This is a genomic window from Mesorhizobium sp. C277A (assembly GCF_040324395.1).
Classification (GTDB): domain Bacteria; phylum Pseudomonadota; class Alphaproteobacteria; order Rhizobiales; family Rhizobiaceae; genus Mesorhizobium.
Genome location: NZ_JAMYVW010000002.1, coordinates 4,932,444 through 4,950,482 on the forward strand (window position 1 = coordinate 4,932,444; position 18,039 = coordinate 4,950,482).

23 protein-coding genes and 1 pseudogene are annotated in these 18,039 nt (G+C 63.1%); 16 read left to right on the forward strand and 8 right to left on the reverse strand.

Annotated elements, in window-relative coordinates; genetic code table 11:
• The first annotated feature begins 103 nt into the window (after positions 1-103).
• The gene (thpR, locus tag NKK52_RS24295) at positions 104-700 is read left to right on the forward strand and encodes an RNA 2',3'-cyclic phosphodiesterase (protein ID WP_023683839.1); all 597 of its coding nucleotides are present in this window, start codon (positions 104-106) and stop codon (positions 698-700) included.
• On the opposite strand, the gene NKK52_RS24300 is transcribed toward thpR, so the two are convergent.
• Positions 604-1,131: a low molecular weight protein-tyrosine-phosphatase gene (locus tag NKK52_RS24300; protein WP_023671721.1), complete on the reverse strand. Its 528-nt coding sequence runs from the start codon at positions 1,129-1,131 to the stop codon at positions 604-606. The genes thpR and NKK52_RS24300 overlap by 97 nt on opposite strands.
• Before the next feature lie 104 nt (positions 1,132-1,235).
• Between NKK52_RS24300 and NKK52_RS24305 the strand changes: the two genes are divergently transcribed.
• The 5 genes from NKK52_RS24305 to NKK52_RS24325 all read left to right on the forward strand — a co-directional run bounded on the left by NKK52_RS24305 (position 1,236) and on the right by NKK52_RS24325 (position 4,639).
• Positions 1,236-1,532 carry a 4a-hydroxytetrahydrobiopterin dehydratase gene (locus tag NKK52_RS24305; RefSeq protein ID WP_023671720.1) on the forward strand — a complete coding sequence of 99 codons (297 nt, stop codon included), beginning with the start codon at positions 1,236-1,238 and terminating at the stop codon, positions 1,530-1,532.
• Between the two features lie 119 nt (positions 1,533-1,651).
• The gene (locus NKK52_RS24310; RefSeq protein WP_023671719.1) at positions 1,652-2,014 is read left to right on the forward strand and encodes a YkvA family protein; all 363 of its coding nucleotides are present in this window, start codon (positions 1,652-1,654) and stop codon (positions 2,012-2,014) included.
• A gap of 314 nt (positions 2,015-2,328) precedes the next feature.
• Positions 2,329-2,832 (forward strand): invasion associated locus B family protein, encoded by a 504-nt coding sequence (locus NKK52_RS24315; protein ID WP_023671718.1) that lies wholly within the window; start codon positions 2,329-2,331, stop codon positions 2,830-2,832.
• Between the two features lie 110 nt (positions 2,833-2,942).
• Complete coding sequence (gene rlmN / locus NKK52_RS24320) at positions 2,943-4,175, forward strand: dual-specificity RNA methyltransferase RlmN (protein WP_023671717.1); 1,233 nt, start codon at positions 2,943-2,945, stop codon at positions 4,173-4,175.
• A complete protein-coding gene (locus NKK52_RS24325; protein ID WP_023683838.1) occupies positions 4,172-4,639 on the forward strand; it encodes a hypothetical protein in 468 nt (155 codons plus the stop codon). Before rlmN ends, NKK52_RS24325 begins: the two co-directional genes overlap by 4 nt.
• On the opposite strand, the gene NKK52_RS24330 is transcribed toward NKK52_RS24325, so the two are convergent.
• Positions 4,611-5,252, reverse strand: a complete 642-nt coding sequence (locus tag NKK52_RS24330) for a LysE family translocator (RefSeq protein ID WP_023671715.1) — start codon at positions 5,250-5,252, stop codon at positions 4,611-4,613. The genes NKK52_RS24325 and NKK52_RS24330 overlap by 29 nt on opposite strands.
• Positions 5,253-5,440: 188 nt before the next feature.
• Between NKK52_RS24330 and NKK52_RS24335 the strand changes: the two genes are divergently transcribed.
• Both NKK52_RS24335 and NKK52_RS24340 read left to right on the forward strand, forming a co-directional pair.
• Entirely contained in the window at positions 5,441-6,673 is a 1,233-nt protein-coding gene (locus NKK52_RS24335; RefSeq protein WP_023683837.1) for an argininosuccinate synthase, read from the forward strand.
• 139 nt (positions 6,674-6,812) lie between these two features.
• On the forward strand, positions 6,813-7,391 hold the full coding sequence (locus NKK52_RS24340; RefSeq protein WP_023683836.1) for a hypothetical protein: 579 nt from the start codon (positions 6,813-6,815) through the stop codon (positions 7,389-7,391).
• Positions 7,392-7,482: 91 nt separating this feature from the next.
• Here the strand turns inward: NKK52_RS24340 and NKK52_RS24345 are convergent, their stop codons facing one another.
• Positions 7,483-8,280, reverse strand: a complete 798-nt coding sequence (locus tag NKK52_RS24345) for a lytic murein transglycosylase (protein ID WP_023671711.1) — start codon at positions 8,278-8,280, stop codon at positions 7,483-7,485.
• Positions 8,281-8,573: 293 nt separating this feature from the next.
• Here NKK52_RS24345 and NKK52_RS24350 point away from each other — a divergent pair, with 293 nt between their 5' ends.
• From NKK52_RS24350 to NKK52_RS24380, 7 genes and pseudogenes are all read left to right on the forward strand, one after another.
• Positions 8,574-9,671, forward strand: coding sequence for a zinc-binding metallopeptidase family protein (locus NKK52_RS24350; protein ID WP_023683835.1), 1,098 nt, complete (start codon positions 8,574-8,576; stop codon positions 9,669-9,671).
• A gap of 62 nt (positions 9,672-9,733) precedes the next feature.
• Positions 9,734-10,333: a DUF1236 domain-containing protein gene (locus tag NKK52_RS24355; RefSeq protein WP_023683834.1), complete on the forward strand. Its 600-nt coding sequence runs from the start codon at positions 9,734-9,736 to the stop codon at positions 10,331-10,333.
• 149 nt (positions 10,334-10,482) lie between these two features.
• Positions 10,483-11,433 carry a CPBP family intramembrane glutamic endopeptidase gene (locus NKK52_RS24360; protein WP_023821944.1) on the forward strand — a complete coding sequence of 317 codons (951 nt, stop codon included), beginning with the start codon at positions 10,483-10,485 and terminating at the stop codon, positions 11,431-11,433.
• Between the two features lie 381 nt (positions 11,434-11,814).
• The gene (ffh, locus tag NKK52_RS24365) at positions 11,815-13,401 is read left to right on the forward strand and encodes a signal recognition particle protein (protein WP_023683832.1); all 1,587 of its coding nucleotides are present in this window, start codon (positions 11,815-11,817) and stop codon (positions 13,399-13,401) included.
• Positions 13,402-13,408: 7 nt separating this feature from the next.
• The gene (locus NKK52_RS24370; protein ID WP_023671706.1) at positions 13,409-13,735 is read left to right on the forward strand and encodes a chorismate mutase; all 327 of its coding nucleotides are present in this window, start codon (positions 13,409-13,411) and stop codon (positions 13,733-13,735) included.
• Between the two features lie 104 nt (positions 13,736-13,839).
• Positions 13,840-14,241, forward strand: coding sequence for a 30S ribosomal protein S16 (gene rpsP, locus NKK52_RS24375; RefSeq protein WP_023671705.1), 402 nt, complete (start codon positions 13,840-13,842; stop codon positions 14,239-14,241).
• A gap of 87 nt (positions 14,242-14,328) precedes the next feature.
• Positions 14,329-15,174 (forward strand): annotated as a pseudogene (locus NKK52_RS24380) (acyl-CoA thioester hydrolase/BAAT C-terminal domain-containing protein).
• Positions 15,175-15,261: 87 nt separating this feature from the next.
• Here the strand turns inward: NKK52_RS24380 and NKK52_RS24385 are convergent.
• From NKK52_RS24385 to NKK52_RS24395, 3 genes are all read right to left on the reverse strand, one after another.
• On the reverse strand, positions 15,262-15,525 hold the full coding sequence (locus NKK52_RS24385; RefSeq protein ID WP_023683830.1) for a YMGG-like glycine zipper-containing protein: 264 nt from the start codon (positions 15,523-15,525) through the stop codon (positions 15,262-15,264).
• A gap of 153 nt (positions 15,526-15,678) precedes the next feature.
• The gene (locus tag NKK52_RS24390) at positions 15,679-16,206 is read right to left on the reverse strand and encodes an SRPBCC family protein (protein WP_023683829.1); all 528 of its coding nucleotides are present in this window, start codon (positions 16,204-16,206) and stop codon (positions 15,679-15,681) included.
• Positions 16,207-16,220: 14 nt separating this feature from the next.
• The gene (locus NKK52_RS24395; RefSeq protein ID WP_023687655.1) at positions 16,221-16,631 is read right to left on the reverse strand and encodes a DoxX family protein; all 411 of its coding nucleotides are present in this window, start codon (positions 16,629-16,631) and stop codon (positions 16,221-16,223) included.
• 357 nt (positions 16,632-16,988) lie between these two features.
• On the opposite strand from NKK52_RS24395, the gene NKK52_RS24400 reads away from it, so the two are divergent.
• Positions 16,989-17,396, forward strand: coding sequence for an ACT domain-containing protein (locus NKK52_RS24400; RefSeq protein ID WP_023671700.1), 408 nt, complete (start codon positions 16,989-16,991; stop codon positions 17,394-17,396).
• Positions 17,397-17,399: 3 nt separating this feature from the next.
• Here NKK52_RS24400 and NKK52_RS24405 read toward each other — a convergent pair whose 3' ends face one another.
• Entirely contained in the window at positions 17,400-17,753 is a 354-nt protein-coding gene (locus tag NKK52_RS24405; RefSeq protein ID WP_023683828.1) for a GNAT family N-acetyltransferase, read from the reverse strand.
• Complete coding sequence (locus NKK52_RS24410) at positions 17,728-17,850, reverse strand: hypothetical protein (RefSeq protein WP_280813933.1); 123 nt, start codon at positions 17,848-17,850, stop codon at positions 17,728-17,730. Before NKK52_RS24410 ends, NKK52_RS24405 begins: the two co-directional genes overlap by 26 nt.
• Between the last annotated feature and the right edge of the window lie 189 nt (positions 17,851-18,039).

Here is an 18,039-nt window from a genome sequence, read left to right on the forward strand (position 1 = left end):
GCGCCTGTTCGTAAAAATGCCTGCAACCAACAAACCACTTGCCCCGTTTGACTATCGATGATTCGCTAGGGGCACAGTTCGATTCGAGGAAGGGAGGCTCACCATGCCGCGTCTTTTCACCGCCCTCGAAATACCCCGTGATGCCGCTCTTTCGCTGTCCCTGCTCAGGGGCGGCCTGCCCGGAGCCCGCTGGATCGATGTCGAAAACTACCATCTGACGCTGCGCTTCATCGGCGACGTCGAAGGCCATGTCGCCGACGAAATCGCCAACGCACTCGACCGGGTGCACCGCCCATCCTTCTCGCTCACCCTGTCCGGAGTTGGCGCTTTCGGCCAGAAGAAGCCGCACGCCGTCTGGGCCGGCGTCTTCGCCTCGCCCGACCTTTCGGCGCTGCAAGGCGAAATCGACCGCATCTGCCAGCGGCTCGGCTTGCCTGCCGACCCGCGCAAGTTCACCCCGCATGTTACGCTGGCACGCTTGCGCAATTCGAGCCCGCTCGACGTCGCCCAGTACCTGTCGGCGCGCGGCAATTTTTCGACGCTGCCGTTTCGCGTCGGCCGCTTCGTGCTGATGTCGTCGCGCGATTCGGTCGGCGGCGGTCCCTACATTGTCGAGGAGGCGTGGCCGCTCTCCGGCGTCGACGCCCGCGCCACCAATCTCGTCGCCAGCGCCTCCGACGCTTCGCGGATCATGCGGTAGACCGAAGCGAACGCTTCGGCCCCGTCATAATAGGGATCCGGCACGTCGCGGGTTTTGCCCTGCGCAAACTCTGCCAAGAGATGAATACGTTCGCGGGCACCGGCCGGCGCCAACGCCTTGAGGTCGCGGACATTCTGCCGATCCATGCCGAGGATCAGGTCGAAGCGCGAAAAATCCCCCGGCCTGACCTTGCGTGCCCGCTGCCCTGATATGTCGATGCCGTGGCGGGCCGCAATCGCGATCGAGCGCGGGTCGGGCGCTTCGCCGAGGTTCCAGCCGCCGGTCGCCGCAGAGTCCAGCACGATATCGTCCAGCACCATGTCGCGGCCGCGTTCCGCCAGCACGGCGCGAAACACGCCTTCGGCCAGGGGTGAGCGGCAGATGTTGCCGAGGCAGACGAAGAGTATGGAATTTATCGGCTTTACGCTCATTCGATATGCGCCGTTCGTGCATTTGGAAGCCCAAAACGCAAAGGACTTTTGGGCGACTTGCATTATGGTGAGGGTCGATATCTGGGATAGCACGGGAAATCATCATGACGAGAGAGAAACTCAGCAAGGACGCCATCGCCGCCGCACTGGCCGAACTGGCCGGCTGGTCGCAGGCAGCCGATGGCGCCTCCATCAAGCGCAGCTTCGACTTCAAGAATTTTTCCGAAGCCTTCGCCTTCATGACCCGCGTCGCGCTGGCCGCCGAGAAGATGGACCATCATCCCGACTGGTCGAACGTCTACAAGACTGTCGACGTGACGCTCAACACCCATGATGCCGGTGGTGTCACTGCGCTCGACATCGCGCTGGCCAAGAAGATGAATGGGTATGCTGGCGGCTGAACGCTGGGGCGGCAACGCCAAATCGGCGCCATCCTCTTGCAGTGGACCGGGACTTTCACCACATTTTCCGTGGCGGCCGCGCGCAACGCGTAGCGCGACGGCCGGCAAGGAGAGGATTGATGGCGCAGCAGCCCGGTTTTGATTTCTTCGGCTTCGGCAGCAAGCTCGGCGACGAGAGTGAAGTGCGCGCCAAATTCTGGCGCACGGCCAAGAAGGCCGCCCGGCAGATTCCGTTCATGGAAGAGGTCGTCGCCGGCTATTATTGCGCGCTCGACAGGAAGACGCCTTTGCGTGCCAAGGGCATATTGCTGGCAGCGCTTGGCTATTTCGTGCTGCCGGTCGACGTCATCCCCGATTTCGTCTTCGGCCTCGGCTTCACCGACGACATCGCCGTGCTGACCGCCGCGATCTCCACGGTAAGCGCCCATATCACCCCTGCGCACCGCAAGGCCGCCAAGGAGGCGATCGCCGACAAGAGCTGAATCGGCGTCGCGTTGGCAACTGGGTTCAGAAGAAATCCTCCGCTCAAACAGGACGATAGCGGCTTGGCTTCGGGTTCCGCTGCGGCCGTTGGAAAAGTCAAACTCTTGCCGCTTTCGTGGCCTCCAAGTCGCCGCAGGGACATTGCGAAAGCCGTTTTTTCAAGAAGCGGCGCGGAAATGGCGGTGGTTTCCATGGGTGAATGTCCTTTTCCGAGGGAAATTCACCGTTTGGTAACCCAGATTAAATCAAAATGAAGCGACGGGCAGGACGCCAAGCCGGCCTGCCCCGCACCATTTGGAATACGGGAAAAGCGATGCGCGGATTGATTGCACTAGTCTCGAGCCTGGTCCTGGTGGCTTTTGCCGCGCCGGCGCTGGCGCAGCAGGCGACCAAGATCGGCCAGCACAATGCCTGGGGCACCTACAGCTACCAGGCGCAGGGCGGCAAGGTCTGCTATGTGCTCACCGTGCCGACCGACAAGCAGCCGCCGACGCTCGATCACGGCGACATGTTCTTCTTCGTCAGCCAGCGGCCGGGCCAGCAAGTGTCCTACGAGCCGCAATTCATCGCCGGCTACACATTCCAGGAAGGCTCCAAGGCCACCGTCACCATCGACAAGAAGACGTTCTCGATGTTCACCCGCGGCAAGTCGGCCTGGGTCGAGAACGCCGCCGAAGAGCCGGTGCTGATCGCCGCCATGAAGACCGGCACCGACATGAAGGTCTCGGCGAAGTCTGGCCGCGGCAATCCGACGACCTATGTGTTTTCGCTGAAAGGCATCTCGGCCGCGCTGACGTCGATCGCCAAGTGCAAGTAGGCTAGCGCGGTTCCCGCCGCATGACTCTCGCCGCAACCTGTGCTATGCGCCGCGCTTCTTTTCGGCACGATGGATGAAATCGGCCGCAATTTGCTTATATTGGCGCTGATATGACCCTTTCCTTCGATCTCACCACTGAGGGCGCACGCGACGCGTTGCGCGCTCGCGCCACGCCCGAGAAGCCGTCGCTGATCGGCCTGACCCGGGCCGAGCTCGGTGAAGCCCTTGTCAGTGCCGGCATCGTGCCCGAGCGCCAGGCGAAAATGCGCGCCCAGCAGCTCTGGCACTGGATGTATGTGCGCGGCGTCTCCGATTTTGCCGGCATGTTCAACATCTCCAAGGATCTGCGCGCCGAACTCGACAAGCATTTTACCGTCGCCCGGCCCGAAATCGTCGAGGAGCAGATTTCCTCCGACGGCACGCGCAAGTGGCTGTTCCGCTTTCCGCCGCGCGGTGCCGGCCGTCCCGTCGAGATCGAGACCGTCTACATCCCCGAAGAAGGCCGCGGCACGCTCTGCATCTCCTCGCAGGTCGGCTGCACGCTGACCTGTTCGTTCTGCCACACCGGCACGCAGAAGCTGGTGCGCAATTTGACGGCGGAAGAGATCCTGGCGCAATTGCTCACCGCCCGCGACCGGCTCGGCGATTTCCCCGACCGCGACACACCCGACGGCGCCATCGTCCCTGCCGAGGGCAGAAAAGTCTCCAACGTCGTCATGATGGGCATGGGCGAGCCGCTCTACAATTTCGAGGCGGTGAAGAAGGCGCTGCTGATTGCCTCCGACGGCGACGGACTGTCGCTGTCGAAGCGCCGCATTACGCTCTCGACCTCCGGCGTGGTGCCCGAGATCTTCCGCACCGGCGAGGAGATAGGGGTCATGCTGGCGATCTCGCTGCACGCCACCAATGACGATCTGCGCGACCTGCTTGTGCCGATAAACAAGAAGTATCCGCTGAAGGAACTGATCGAGGCCTGCCGCGCCTATCCCGGCCTGTCCAACGCCAAGCGCATCACCTTCGAATATGTGATGCTGAAGGACGTCAACGATTCCATCGAGGACGCCAAGGGGCTGATCAAGCTGCTCAAAGGCATTCCAGCCAAGATCAATCTGATCCCGTTCAACCCGTGGCCGGGCACCAACTATCAGTGCTCGGACTGGGAGACGATCGAGAAATTTGCCGACTACATCAACAATGCCGGCTATGCCTCGCCGATCCGCACGCCGCGCGGCCGCGACATCCTGGCCGCCTGCGGGCAGCTCAAATCCGAATCCGAACGCATGCGCAAGGTCGACCGCCTGGCGCTGGAAGCCATGATGATTGCGGGGCATGGCGAGGCGTGAGCCGCCTCTTCGCCTATATCCTCCGTTTCGCTGTCATCCTGTTCGGCTATGTCGTCGCCTCATTGGCGGCGAGCGCCTTTCTCAACGTGTTGTTCCTGGCTTCCGTCGGTTATATGCCGGACGATGCGCACCCAGCGGCGGCCGCGGCGCTGTATTTTTCGATCCCGTTCGTGGCGCTGTTTGTCGCCTATTTCGCTTTCATACCGGCGGTGGTCGCAATCCTGATCTCCGAGGTCCTCAGCCGCCGCGACTGGCTGTTCTATGCACTCGCGGGCGGCTTGGTGGCCGCGGCCTTCCTCGGCTTCGTCCACCAGAACGTGGATTTCGACGTCACCAAACCGCGCGCCATCGCCGCGGTGATCGGCTGCGGCATGGTCGGCGGCATCTTCTACTGGCTAAGCGCCGGCCGCTGGGCCGGAAGCTGGTGGCAGGCCGCTACTTCGCCTGAGCGGTCAGGATCTTGAGCGCGAAGGCCGAAAACACACCGGCAAAGAGATAGTCGACGACCCGCGTTACGCGCGGGCTGGCCTTCATCGCCGCCGAAAACCTTTCCGCGGCAAACACCATCGGCGCCGTCACAGGGATCGACAGCACGATGAACATGAGGCCGAGGGAGAACAGTTTTCCCGGCGCGTTCGGATCGTGAGCCGAGACGAACTGCGGCAGAAACGTCATGAAGAACAGGATGATCTTCGGGTTGAGTAAATTGACGCCGAGTCCGGCGGCCCAGCTGCGGAACAGCGAAATCTGCGGGCCATTCTTCTTCTGCGGTGAAAACGCCGAGCCCTTGGTCATCGCCTGCCAGGCCAGGAACACCAGATAGACGGCGCCGAAGATTTTCAGCACCAGGAAGGCCATCGGCGAGGCGACGATCAGCGCCGAGATGCCGACCGCCACCAAAGTTGTATGGATCAGCGTGCCGAACAGAGCACCCGCCAGCGAGGCAAAGCCGGCGGCGCGGCCCTGGCTCAGTGTTCGCGAGACGAACAGCGTCATATCCGGCCCCGGCGTGATCGCCAGGATCATGGTGGCGATGGCGAACTGGATCAGTGTTGTGGTGTCGGGAATGAAGGACATCGGTGGCCCCTGGCGAATGATCGTCGGTCTATAACGCAGCCTCCCCGCTCACGCCAGCAACTGACTGGCGTGGCATCTGGTCCAGCGGCTGCGGCGGCCGGCGCCCGTTCATCCCTTGCGCTGGCCGGAAATGCCGTGATACCTCGCCCGCGAAACTCACGCGCGGAACCGCCAAAATGTCCCCAGCAATGCCCAAGACAAAAGACGTCAAGAAGGTCGTGCTCGCCTATTCCGGCGGTCTCGACACCTCCATTATCCTGAAATGGCTGCAGACCGAGCTCGGCGCCGAAGTCGTCACCTTCACCGCCGATCTCGGCCAGGGTGGCGAGTTGGAGCCGGCGCGCAAGAAGGCCGAGATGATGGGCATCAAGGATATCCGCGTCGTCGATGTCCGCGAGGAATTCGTCGCCGACTTCGTCTTCCCGATGTTTCGCGCCAATGCCGTCTATGAAGGCACCTACCTGCTCGGCACCTCGATCGCCCGGCCGCTGATCTCCAAACACCTGGTCGAGATCGCCCAGGAGGTCGGCGCCGATGCTATTGCGCATGGCGCCACCGGCAAGGGCAACGACCAGGTGCGTTTCGAGCTGTCGGCCTATGCGCTGAATCCCGACATCAAGGTCATCGCGCCGTGGCGCGACTGGTCGTTCAAGTCGCGCACCGACCTGATCAACTTCGCCGAGCAGCACCAGATCCCGGTGGCCAAGGACAAGCGGGGGGAGGCGCCGTTCTCGGTCGACGCCAACCTTCTGCACTCCTCTTCCGAGGGCAAGGTGCTGGAAGACCCGTGGAGCGAGCCGCCGGAATTCGTCCATCAGCGCACCGTCTCGCCGATGGAGGCGCCGGACAAGGTCACCGAGATCGAGATCGAATTTTTGAAGGGCGATCCGATTGCACTGAACGGCAAGAAGCTGTCGCCGGCCACCATGCTGACGGCCCTCAACGATCTTGGCCGCGACAATGGCATCGGCCGGCTCGACCTGGTCGAGAATCGCTTCGTCGGCATGAAATCGCGCGGCGTCTACGAGACCCCCGGCGGCACCATCCTGATCGTCGCCCACCGCGCCATCGAATCGATCACGCTCGACCGCGGGGCCGGCCATCTCAAGGACGAGTTCATGCCGCGCTACGCCGAACTGATCTACAACGGCTTCTGGTTCTCGCCCGAGCGGCTGATGCTGCAGGCGATGATCGACAAGAGCCAGGAGGACGTCGAAGGCACGGTGCGCCTGAAACTCTACAAGGGCAATGTAATGGTCACCGGCCGCAAATCCAAGAAGACGCTCTATTCCGACGCCCTGGTCACCTTCGAGGATGACCGCGGCGCCTACGACCAGAAGGACGCCGCCGGCTTCATCCGCCTCAACGCGCTGCGGCTGAGGACGCTGGCGGCAAGGAGCCGCAAGGGTGAACCAAACTAGTGTTCCAGGAAAACCCGGCGGTCACGCAGGGTTTTTATTTGGTACCTCTAATATAAGAGGCCAAGCTGGCTGACATGGTTTCCGTTTGACCTTTTAAAAGCCTCATCTAAATTCCTTCGCGGGACGAGGGATTCCGATCGTGAAAAACGCCATTTTTCTCATGCTTGCGGCGGCCATCGTCTTTACCGGATGCCAGTCCTCGCAGGCGGCCGCGAAACGCGAGCAGGACGGGTGCATCTCCGCAGTCCATTTGTGGAGCATCACGTTCAAGCACGAAATCGCCTCTTTCATGGGCGTCTCGCAGGAGCGCATGCCAGCCCTGTTCTGCCAGCGCCTTGGCGAAGGGGTCCGCAGCGGGCGGATCAGCTACTCCGATTTGAACAGAGTGCAGCTAGACCTGCCCACCGAGATATGGCTGGTCATCAAGGGCAAGTCAAAGGCGGCTGCCAGGGCCGCGCCAGCGCCGCGGAACTCCAACTTCCGTACCTGCAACGGTATTACCGGTACCTACCAGATTCCCGCTTCCCGCAAATGCCCAGTGAGCGGCTACGCTCAGCACGACCAACCGACCAAAATCGATATAGAGGGCAGGCCAAAGGCGGTTCCGCCAATGCGGAGGAACTCCAAGTTCCGTACCTGCTCAAATGTTTACAGCGGCTCCTTCGAGGTTCCCGCTTCCGAGAAATGCCCGTCGGGCGGTGGCTACGTGGGCAATTGAGGAACCCAGGCGCTCGCCGCTCTTGCCTCACGCACCAACAAAAAGCCCGGCGCATGGCCGGGCTTTCCGTTCTTCGATCTGGATATTTCTATCAGCCGCCGTCGATCGCGTCGGCGATCTGGGCGATGGCCTGCTGGTAGACGCTGGCGGAATTCCAGCCGGCGATGGCCCCCATATTCGCACTCGCGCTCGCACCCGCCCGCCAGCCATGAGCCTTGAGAAAGTTGGCCGTCGAAGCCAAGGCCGTCGCCTTGTCGCGCAGATTTCCGTTGCCGACGCCATACTTCAGGACATTACCGGGCAGGAACTGCGTATGGCCGATCTCGCCATGCGCAGCGCCGACCGACGAGGCGCTCAGCGCGCCGCGATCGACCAGCTTCAGCGCCGCAATGGCATGCGGGTAAAAGAAGCCCGGGCGACGGCAATCATAGGCAAGCGTCAGAATGGCGGAGACCGTGTTCTGGTTGCCCAGGGAGGCTCCGAAGCCGGTTTCCATGCCCCAGATGGCCAGCAACACGCCCGGCGACACGCCGTAATTGCTCTCGATCCTGTCGAACATCGCCGCATTCGACTTCTTCAGCGCACGGCCCCTGGAAATGATCGCAGCTCCGCCACGGCGCTTCATGAAGGCGTCCACCGAACCGCTGAAAGCCTTGTGGATGGCGCGGTCGACGGAGATTGTCTTTGTCGCGTAGCTGGCACCGGCCAGAGCAGCCAGACCCTTCCCGCCGACACCTTCGGACCTGGCCTGCGCGGCAAAGTCCTGCTTCCACGCTTCGAAGCCCGCGCCGGTCTTGCCGCAGCTGGCCGCCGCCTGCGCGCCCGTCGCCAGCGCAAGTACCGCGACCACCGCGGCAGCAATAATCTTTCCCTTGGCAAGCAATGCCATGCTTTCTCTCCTGATTGCCTGAATCACGTCCCGGTTGCGAACTTGCCAGCGAAACGCGCCATTGTCACCGTACCCCCGGCGCTACCCTGGCCAATGCAGCGGAATTTGCTTACGATCAAGTGCTTATTGTGGCCGAAACGCCCGGCGCCGGGCAGGCGAATTCGCTGCTCGGGTAAAAAGAGGTGACGGGGGCATGGAACGGCGGCCCGTGGCGGGCGTTTGGGCGAGGCGCCGCTCCGCACCATATTCCTCCTCTGACGCCATACGCCAACGCCTGACGCATCGAGATCGACATGAAACTGTTCGACTGCCCGCATTGCGGCCACCGCCTCTACTTCGAGAATGCGCAGTGCCTGAATTGCGGGAGTCTCGTGCTTTACGATCCCGAGCATGCGCGCTTTGCCTTGTCTGACGTCGACGGCATCTTCCACTGCACCAATGCGGATGAATGCGCCTGCAACTGGATGGCCGAACCGGGCCATACCTACTGCCGCGCCTGCGTGCTGAACCAGCTGATCCCCGACCTCTCCGTCGACGGCAACCGCCGCCGCTGGATTCGCGTCGAGGCGGCCAAGAAGCGCGCCGTCTATTCGCTGCTCGCCTTCGGCCTGCCGGTAGCGCCCAAGCACAAGCACGGCGACGAAATCGGCCTCGCCTTCGACTTCATTGCCGATCCGATCGGCGGCGGTCCCGGCGGCGAACGCATCCTTACCGGCCACGACAACGGCCTGATCACGCTCAACGTCGCCGAGGCGGACTCGGCCGAGCGCGAGCGGCGGCGCGTCGAGATGGGCGAAAATTACCGCACGCTGCTTGGTCATTTCCGTCATGAGCTTGGCCATTACTACTGGGACCGGCTGATCCGCGACGTGCCGCAACGGCTCGAAGCCTTCCGGGCGCTGTTCGGCGACGAACGCCCGGACTACGAGCAGGCGCTGAAGGCCTATTACGCCAATGGCGCTGCGCCCGACTGGCAGCAGAACCACATCTCCGCCTATGCGACGTCGCATCCATGGGAAGACTGGGCCGAGACCTGGGCGCACCATCTCCACATCACCGACACGCTGGAGATGGTGCACGCGCTGAATTTTCCACTCGGCCAGCTTGAGACGATGGAGACCAATGTGCTGCCGCAAGGCGACACCGGCGGCCGGTTGCAGGCGGCGCCCGCGGAACCCAACGCCGTGCCCGAGCCGTTCGGAAAGATTCTCGCCCGCTGGCTGGTACTCTCGGAAGCCTCAAACTCGATTAACCGCTGCATGGGCCTGCCCGACCTTTATCCCTTCGTCATTTCGGACGTGACGGCGCAGAAACTCAGCTTCGTGCATGAGCTTTTGACCGGTTTGCCGAAAGAAACCGGAACAAATCGTGAGCTGGCGTCGGTATTTTAGCCGGAACGCATGCGCTCTGGTTTCGTTGGGTGTCGCGAGGGACCATGAAAGGGAGAGAAACCATGAGACGCATATTGTTTCCGGCCGTCGCCGGGGCGCTTGTCGCGATGTCGGGTGCGGCACTCGCCGATACCGCCGTCTCGGCCGTCACCGATCTTAATGTGCGCGCCGGCCCCGGCCCGCAATATCCTGTGATCGGCGTGCTCGCCGCCGGCCAGTCGGCGACGCTCAATGGCTGCATCGAAAACAGCAAATGGTGCACCATTGCCGAAGCCGGAGGCCAGGGCTGGGTCTATTCCGACTATGTCACGGCCGATTTCGGCGGCAACCGGGTCGTTCTGACACGCCGCCCCGCCGACGCCGCCATCACCGTGGTTACACCGCCGCAGGATGATTATCCCGATACCTATACCGGTGCGATTCTGTCCGACGACGGCCCCGTCGACGCCATCGACAGGCCACCGGCGGAAGTCGGCACCTATGTCAGCACGCACCGGCTCGATCCTGTCTATCTCGAGGGCGAGGTGGTGACCGGTGCTACCTTGCCCGACACGGTCGAACTACGCGAAATCCCCGACTACCGCTACCGCTACGTCTATGTGAATGGCCAGCAGGCGCTGGTCGACCCGCAGACACGGCGCATCATGTACGTCGTGCGCTGATTTTGCCTGGAAAGAATGACAAGTGAACTCGTGCCGCCCTCCTGCCGAGGCTGAGGGCGGCACAAGGGCTCGCTGAAACAGCAGCAATTGCGCGAGAGCCGACGATCCCCTAGATCATGCGACCCGATGCGTTCGGCAGAGGAACTCGCGTGATATCAGATTCAGCCGCCTTCGAGCGCTATAGCAACACGGCCACCGAAAAGACGAACCTGCCGCGGCTGATAATCGGAACGGCGGTCGTCGTCCTGTTCTGGGTGGCGATCACCCTGGTTGTGGTGCTTGGCGGCACCTATGTCGCGATCGTCTGGCATGTATTGCCGGACGATCCGCGCGGGCCGCTTCAGGGCTTTCTGGCCTCGCCCATCGGCATACTCACCGCACTCACCTCGTTTACCGGCATCTGGCTCGGCCTCTGGCTTGCCATGCGTTACGTCCATGGCGAGCCGCTCTCGGCGCTTTTCGGTGCCAGCCGCCGCGTGTCATTGTCGGGCTTCCTCAAGGGCCTGGTCGCGGTGCTGATCACATCGGCGCTTTCCGAAATCCTGCTCTACTGGCTACAGCCCGAAATCGCCCGCGGCACGATCAACCTGTCGACCTGGCTGCTGTTCCTGCTCCCGATCGTGGCGCTGACCCTGCTGCAGACCTCGTCCGAGGAGATGCTGTTTCGCGGCTATCTGCTGCGCGGCCTGGCCAAGCGCTTCGAGAGCCCTTACGTGTGGGCGCTATTGCCCGCTTTGCTGTTCACCTCCTTGCATTGGAGCCCGGGCTCGACCCCCGCCATCAACGCCTGCGTGCTGGCCTCGATCGCCGCCTTCGCCTTGCTGTTGACGCTGGTGGTTTATGTCACCGGCAATCTCGGCGCCGCCTTCGGCGCCCATCTCGGCAACAATCTCACCGGCTTCCTGCTGATCTCGCATCAGGAGAACTACAATTCCTTCGCCCTGTTCAACGTCAAGCCGCTGGAAGGTCCGGACTGGACGACGACGGATGCCGTCATCATCGCCGCCATCGGTATCGTCTGCACCTTGCTGACGATCCTGCTGCTTCTGCACCCGCGCTCGCCGCTGAAGGTTACGGCCGACCCTCGGGATGCAGGGTAACTAAACAGGGACCGATCCAGAGACCGGGAAGCCGCCCTGTCTTGACTCTTCGGCCGATTTCCTGTCTACAGCCCCGAAATCCGCGACGAGTATCCCTCCGAGCAAGCCGACCAGGACGCCAAAACCTTTTGAGGTGGGTGCTGTAAACAGATCCTGGAGGCCAACACCCGGCAGCGCTGAGCGCCCCCGGGTGCTTTTTGGTTTTGAGCTTTGCTTGGATGAGCGGCGCGAACGCACTACCTCTCGGGCACCATCGGGGTGCCTGAGAAAAAGGGAACGGAATGTTTGAATCGCTGCAGGAGCGCACAAGAGGCGTGGAGGGCCATCGGCCCGACAGGGATCACCATGAATCCAAGGCGCTTTCGCGCGGCGGGTTGACCAATGTTTGAATCACTTCAGGAGCGCCTTGGCTCCATCCTGAACGGCCTGACAGGCCGCGGCGCGCTGTCGGAGGCTGATGTCTCGGCGGCGTTGCGCGAGGTGCGCCGTGCGCTGCTCGAAGCCGACGTTGCGCTGGAAGTGGTGCGTTCCTTCACCGACAAGGTGCGCGAGAAGGCCGTCGGCGCCGCCGTCGTCAAGTCGATCAAGCCCGGACAGATGGTCGTCAAGATCGTCCATGACGAGTTGGTCGACATGCTCGGCGCCGAGGGCGTCGCCATCGACCTCAATGCGCCGGCGCCGGTCGTCATCATGATGGTCGGCCTGCAGGGCTCCGGCAAGACGACGACCTCCGCCAAGATCGCCAAGCGCCTGACCGAGCGCCATAACAAGAAGGTTCTGATGGCCTCGCTCGACACGCGGCGGCCCGCGGCGCAAGAGCAGCTGCGCCAGCTCGGCGAGCAGGTCAAAGTCGCGACCCTGCCTGTCATTGCGGGCCAGAACCCGGTCGACATCGCCAGGCGCGCCGTCCAGGCAGCCAAGCTCGGCGGTCATGACGTCGTCATCCTCGACACCGCCGGCCGCACCCATATCGATGAGCCGCTGATGGTGGAGATGGCCGACATCAAGAAGATGTCGAGCCCGCACGAAATCCTGCTGGTCGCGGATTCGCTGACCGGCCAGGACGCCGTCAACCTTGCCAAAAGCTTCGACGAGCGCGTCGGCATCACCGGCCTGGTGCTGACCCGCATGGACGGCGATGGCCGTGGCGGTGCCGCGCTTTCGATGCGCGCCGTCACCGGCAAGCCGATCAAGCTGATCGGCACCGGCGAAAAGATGGACGGGCTGGAGGAATTCCACCCCAAGCGTATTGCAGATCGCATCCTCGGCATGGGCGACATCGTCTCGCTGGTCGAAAAGGCCGCCGAAAACATCGACGCCGAGCAGGCGGCGGCGATGGCCAAAAAGATGCAGTCGGGCAAGTTCGACCTGAACGACCTTGCCGGCCAGCTTCAGCAGATGTCGAAAATGGGCGGCATGGGCGGCATCATGGGCATGATGCCCGGCATGGGCAAAATGAAGGACCAGATGGCCGCCGCCGGCCTCGACGACAAGATGTTCGGCCGCCAGCTCGCCATCATCTCGTCGATGACCAAGGCCGAGCGCGCCAATCCGGACATGCTGAAACATTCGCGCAAGAAGCGCATCGCCGCCGGCTCCGGCACGGATGCGGCCGAGATCAACAAGCTCTTGAAAATGCATCGCGGCATGGCCGACATGATGAAGGCGATGGGCGGCAAGGGCAAAGGCGGCGGCCTGATGCGCGGCATGATGGGCGGCCTTGCCTCCAAGATGGGCCTCGGCGGCATGATGCCGGGTGGCCCCGGCGGCATGATGGGTGGCGGCATGCCCGACCTCTCCAAGATGGATCCCAAGCAGCTCGAAGCCTTGCAGAAGCAGATGCCCGGCCTTGGCGGCATGAAGGGCCCGCCCACCCCGAGCGGCGGTGGCCTGCCCGGTCTGCCCGGCGGCATGAAGCTTCCCGGCCTTGGCGGCGGTGGTCTGCCCGGCCTCGGAAAGAAGAAGTGAGGACGCTATGAACGAAGAAAAAGACATGGCCGACGCACGCACCATCCTGGCCGGCTATCGCGCCTCGATCGACAACATCGACGCCGCCCTCATTCATATGCTGGCCGAGCGCTTCCGCTGCACCAAGGCGGTCGGCGTGCTCAAGGCCGAGCATGGCCTGCCGCCCGCCGACCCGGCGCGCGAGCAGGAGCAGATCACCCGCCTTCGCCAGCTGGCGAAGGACGCTCATCTCGACCCCGATTTCGCGGAAAAATTCCTCAACTTCGTCGTCCGCGAAGTGATCCGCCATCACGAGCAGATCGCCGCGTCCAACGGCGCAAGCAAAACCGGCTAACAAAGTGCATGTCGCCCAAAAGTGCGCAGCGGTTTTGGGACAACGACCTGCACCAGACAAAGCCATTAACCCAACACTGAAATCAGAAATTTAGGAGAAATGAAATGCCCTTGAAGATCAGACTGGCCCGTGCGGGCTCGAAGAAGCGCCCTTACTACCACGTCGTCATTGCCGACGCCCGTTCGCCGCGCGACGGCCGGTTCATCGAGTCGATCGGCTCGTGGAACCCGCTGCTGCCCAAGGACGGCGAGCGCGTCAAGGTCGACGCCGACCGCGTCAAGCATTGGCTGTCGCACGGCGCTCAGCCGACCGACCGCGTGCTGCGCTTCCTCGATGAGGCCGGCCTCCTCAAGCGCGAAGCCCGCTCCAACCCGAAGAAGGCCGAGCCCGGCAAGAAGGCGCAGGAACGCGCCTCTCTGCTGAAGAAGGCCCAGGAAGACGCTGCCGCCGCCGTTGCCGCCGCTGCTGCAGCCCCGGCCGAAGCGGAAGCCGCCACCGCCGAATAAGCATCGCGTCATCGCATCGACAAAACGGCGGGCCTGTGCCCGCCGTTTTGCTAATGTGCGGCGATGTCATATGCGTTCGAACGAAAGATGACTGAGCGGACCGTCACGGAAGAGACCCTTTTCGGCGGCGTAGCCGGAACGCTGTTGCGATGCGCCGGCGCCACGACAGGCGTCGTCGTGCTCAGCGGATCGAGCGGCCGCATCGACGTCACCCGCGCCCGGCTCTTTGCCAAGGAAGGAGCATCCGCTCTCGCGCTGCAATGGTTTGGCGGCGAAGGTCAGGTGCCCGGCATTTGCGAGATCCCGCTCGAAACGTTTTTCGCGGCGACCGACTATCTTGTCCAGATGGGATGCCGGCGCATCGTCTATGTCGGGACCTCGAAAGGCGCCGAGGCCTCCCTGCTTGCGGCGGCTCACGATCCACGCATCGGCCTCGTGGTTGCGATCAGCCCGACATCGGTGGTCTGGGGCAATATCGGGCCGGGCCGCGACGGCGTCAGCTGGCCGGAACGATCGTCGTGGACGCTCGAGGGGATTCCTTTGCCGTTTGTCCCAAGCAATCCCGCTTGGAACGCTGAGTATGTCGATGGTCTGGTGTCCTACCGGGGGCTCTTCCTACGTGCCTTGCAAACTTCAAGGACGCAGCGGCCAAGGCTGCCATTCCCGTCGAAGCTATTTCAGCCGACATTGTTCTGGTTGCGGGCGGCGACGACGCGCTATGGCCATCGCTGGATTTTGCCCAGTCGATCGTTCGGCGTCGCCAGGACACCGCAATGACCACCTGCCTCGTCTCAGTGCCCGACGCCGGCCACCGCATTCTGCTGCCGGGCGAAATCACGCCGCGCTCGAGGCTTGCATGCCCATGGCGGCAATGACGACGCCGACACGCGCCTGGGCCGCCTGGCTTGGGAGCATATCCGGGGATTGCTGTAGCGCAGGCAGCCATGGTCCAGCTGCCTTGGGCAACAGCGAAACCGGCGATCTATAGCCGCCGGTTTCCGATGTTGGACCTGGCTGTGTTCAATAACCGTCGGGGCAGCTGGCGATATAGGTGCGCCCGTTGCGGCCGCGGTAGCGACATTGACCGCTTTCGCTGGCACGGCCGATCAGCGCGCCGGCTACGGCGCCGACGGCGCCGCCGACGACGGCGCCCTGAACCGGATCATTTGCCACAGCTGCGCCAACCGCCGCGCCGCCGAGACCGCCGACCGCGGCACCCTTTTCGGTTTGCGAGCACGCACCCAGTGCGGTCGCCAGTACCAGAATGATCATCGCTTTTTTCATTGTCGTTCCTCTCTCACGCGGATCGCCGTCCTCGCCGCCACGGCTCTAACTCCCAGACAGCTGATTTGATCCCGAAGACGTGAGAGATCCCGGTGCGCCCGCCTGTCACATTCGTAACGACCGCCGCCGAGCTTGTTGAAAATGCAGGACGTTTTACCTTTCAGTGGCCTTCTTCAGATTGGCGAGGCCAGCCTCGAAATCCTTGCCGATCAGCGTATCGAAATTCATGAAGAGGCCCAAAAGCTTGGCAATGAAGGGCCGGCTGCCGCGCATTGCCCAGGTGACTGCGGTGGTGTCGCCCGAGGGCTTCAGGGTGAAGTCGACGCTGTTGTTGGCCCGGAACGGCTTCTCGAAGTCGAGCTTCAGCGACACGAGCGAGGATGGCACGGAATTGACGATCTCCATGCGTCCCTTGCCGGCCTTGGCATTGCCTTCCCAGGCGTAGGCGGCGCCCTTGCCGGCATCAGCGCCCGACAGCGTGCGCTTCATCTCGGGGTCGAGCTTTTCGTAGGGTGACCACTCCGGCCAGTGCTTGAAATTGTTGATCAGTGGAAAGATCGCTTCCGGCGCGGCCTTGATGCTGGCGGTGCGGGCGGTGACGAAATCATTCGACCTCGTCGCCGCATAGATGAGCACGGCGGCGATGATGACGACCAGGAGGATGAGAATGGTGCTGAGCATGTTTTTCTCCTCGCTTAACGGCTGAACGGGATCAGGGCGCGCACGCTTGGGTCGCGCAGATAGAGACCGCCCCACAGGATGATGCCGAGATAGACGCTAAACAGCGTGTGCGAAAACAACGGGCTGCCGACGCGCATATTTGTGGCGATGGCGCCGCCGAGATAGCCGGTGAGCAGGATGGCGCCGAGCACCGAGGTGCGGGGCAGCGCATAGAGCGCGGTCGAGATCAGCCCGATAATGCCGAGCGTGCGCGCGACATTGACATCGGCCGGCCAGCCGAGCGGCACCATGGTCTGGGTGACGACATCGAGCGGCGGCAGCTTGATGACGCCGTCGAAGATCATGAACAGGATGATGAGGCCGCTGAGCACGCGGCCGGTCCACAGGGCGCCCGATGAGACGGGCATGGTTTGAGAAATACTCACGGGTGTTCCCTCCTAAGCGGTTCGAGCCGTTTGCTGGCTTCGGACCAAGGACGAGCGATGGGGCGGCGATCCTACAGGGTGCGGATTCTTTTTGGGTAGCAGCAAGCAAAAGCCGCTGCGTGGCGATCCTTCACACCCCCCTCTGGCCTGCCGGCCATCTCCCCCGCAAGGGGGGAGATTACACGCTCGACCGCTTCGGCAATGTTCCATGAATGAGCGGAGCATCGAAACCGCCGATCTCCCTGCTTGCGGGGGAGATGCCCGGCAGGGCAGAGGGGGGCGCTGTCCCTCCACCTTGACGGACTATCGACATCCACCAGTCACGGCTATTGATAGGGCTGGGCGAGAGACGAGCGAATGGCCGGCGAGACTGATCTGAAAAAGCTGCTGGCGGCGATGACGCCGGAACTGCTGCCGGACGTCTACGTGTTCGCTACGCTCACACCTGGAATCAGCCGGCAGGCAGGCCTCGATCCCGTGATGGTCTTTCGCGAGCGCGAGGGTGTGACACTGATCGTGACCGAGGACGCGGCACGGGCGGCCGGGCTGACCGCTTCGTTCCGCTGCCGCATGATCACCCTGAACGTCCACTCCTCGCTGGAAGCCGTCGGCTTCCTCGCCGCCATCACCGCCCGGCTGGCCGCCGCCGGCATGGGCGTCAATCCGGTCTCTGCTTTCTATCATGACCATCTGTTCGTGCCCGCTGAGCGGGCCGAGGAAGCGATGGAGTTATTGCGCCAACTGGCCAAGGATAACGCCGGCTGAATATCAAGCTCGACGCACGTAGAGAATATCCGGCAGGCCTTCTTCGTTGGTGGTGCCCGCGCCGAACGCCTCGGGGCGAAAGCCATGGCGCTCGTAGAAGCGACGCGCGCCGGTGTTGGCCTGGAAGCAATGCAGTTTAACGATCCGTAGCGCGGCGGTCGCTTGCACCAGCAGCCGGCTGCCGATGCCTTGCCCCGTCCAGGCGGGGTCGAGATAGAGCTGTTCCACCCAATCGCCGCTCAGGGCAATGAAGCCGACAATGCCGGTGCCGGCCTCGGCGACCGTCACCTGCTGCCGGGGCAGCACGATCTCGCGGATGAAGGCAAGATCCTCATCCGGCGTGTGGATGACCGGCATCCAGGAACGAGCCAAGTGCGGCCCGCATGACAATGGCGATGGTCGCGGCATCCAAAGCCGTGGCGGGGCGCAGCACGATTTTGGTGGGATCGTTCAAAGGCGTTTCTCAACAGAGGTCAGCGCTGCCCTCATCCCCCTGCCGGGACCTTCTCCCCGTGAACGGGGAGAAGGAAGGCTTCGGCCGAAGGCCGAGCCCGCGACTACGGGCCGCCGGCTTTCCGGCGCCCCGCGGAGGGCCAGCCGCGGCAGCGGCGATACGGCCCGTGAGCGATAAACGGAATCGGCC

Excerpts from the sequence above, each read along its gene's own strand:
- thpR (WP_023683839.1), top strand. The coding sequence starts at position 104 with ATGCCGCGTCTTTTCACCGCCCTCGAAATACCCCGTGATGCCGCTCTT.
- NKK52_RS24300 (WP_023671721.1), bottom strand. The coding sequence starts at position 1,131 with ATGAGCGTAAAGCCGATAAATTCCATACTCTTCGTCTGCCTCGGCAAC.
- NKK52_RS24305 (WP_023671720.1), top strand. The coding sequence starts at position 1,236 with ATGACGAGAGAGAAACTCAGCAAGGACGCCATCGCCGCCGCACTGGCC.
- NKK52_RS24310 (WP_023671719.1), top strand. The coding sequence starts at position 1,652 with ATGGCGCAGCAGCCCGGTTTTGATTTCTTCGGCTTCGGCAGCAAGCTC.
- NKK52_RS24315 (WP_023671718.1), top strand. The coding sequence starts at position 2,329 with ATGCGCGGATTGATTGCACTAGTCTCGAGCCTGGTCCTGGTGGCTTTT.
- rlmN (WP_023671717.1), top strand. The coding sequence starts at position 2,943 with ATGACCCTTTCCTTCGATCTCACCACTGAGGGCGCACGCGACGCGTTG.
- NKK52_RS24330 (WP_023671715.1), bottom strand. The coding sequence starts at position 5,252 with ATGTCCTTCATTCCCGACACCACAACACTGATCCAGTTCGCCATCGCC.
- NKK52_RS24335 (WP_023683837.1), top strand. The coding sequence starts at position 5,441 with ATGCCCAAGACAAAAGACGTCAAGAAGGTCGTGCTCGCCTATTCCGGC.
- NKK52_RS24345 (WP_023671711.1), bottom strand. The coding sequence starts at position 8,280 with ATGGCATTGCTTGCCAAGGGAAAGATTATTGCTGCCGCGGTGGTCGCG.
- NKK52_RS24350 (WP_023683835.1), top strand. The coding sequence starts at position 8,574 with ATGAAACTGTTCGACTGCCCGCATTGCGGCCACCGCCTCTACTTCGAG.
- NKK52_RS24355 (WP_023683834.1), top strand. The coding sequence starts at position 9,734 with ATGAGACGCATATTGTTTCCGGCCGTCGCCGGGGCGCTTGTCGCGATG.
- ffh (WP_023683832.1), top strand. The coding sequence starts at position 11,815 with ATGTTTGAATCACTTCAGGAGCGCCTTGGCTCCATCCTGAACGGCCTG.
- NKK52_RS24370 (WP_023671706.1), top strand. The coding sequence starts at position 13,409 with ATGAACGAAGAAAAAGACATGGCCGACGCACGCACCATCCTGGCCGGC.
- rpsP (WP_023671705.1), top strand. The coding sequence starts at position 13,840 with ATGCCCTTGAAGATCAGACTGGCCCGTGCGGGCTCGAAGAAGCGCCCT.
- NKK52_RS24385 (WP_023683830.1), bottom strand. The coding sequence starts at position 15,525 with ATGAAAAAAGCGATGATCATTCTGGTACTGGCGACCGCACTGGGTGCG.
- NKK52_RS24390 (WP_023683829.1), bottom strand. The coding sequence starts at position 16,206 with ATGCTCAGCACCATTCTCATCCTCCTGGTCGTCATCATCGCCGCCGTG.
- NKK52_RS24400 (WP_023671700.1), top strand. The coding sequence starts at position 16,989 with ATGGCCGGCGAGACTGATCTGAAAAAGCTGCTGGCGGCGATGACGCCG.
- NKK52_RS24405 (WP_023683828.1), bottom strand. The coding sequence starts at position 17,753 with ATGCCGGTCATCCACACGCCGGATGAGGATCTTGCCTTCATCCGCGAG.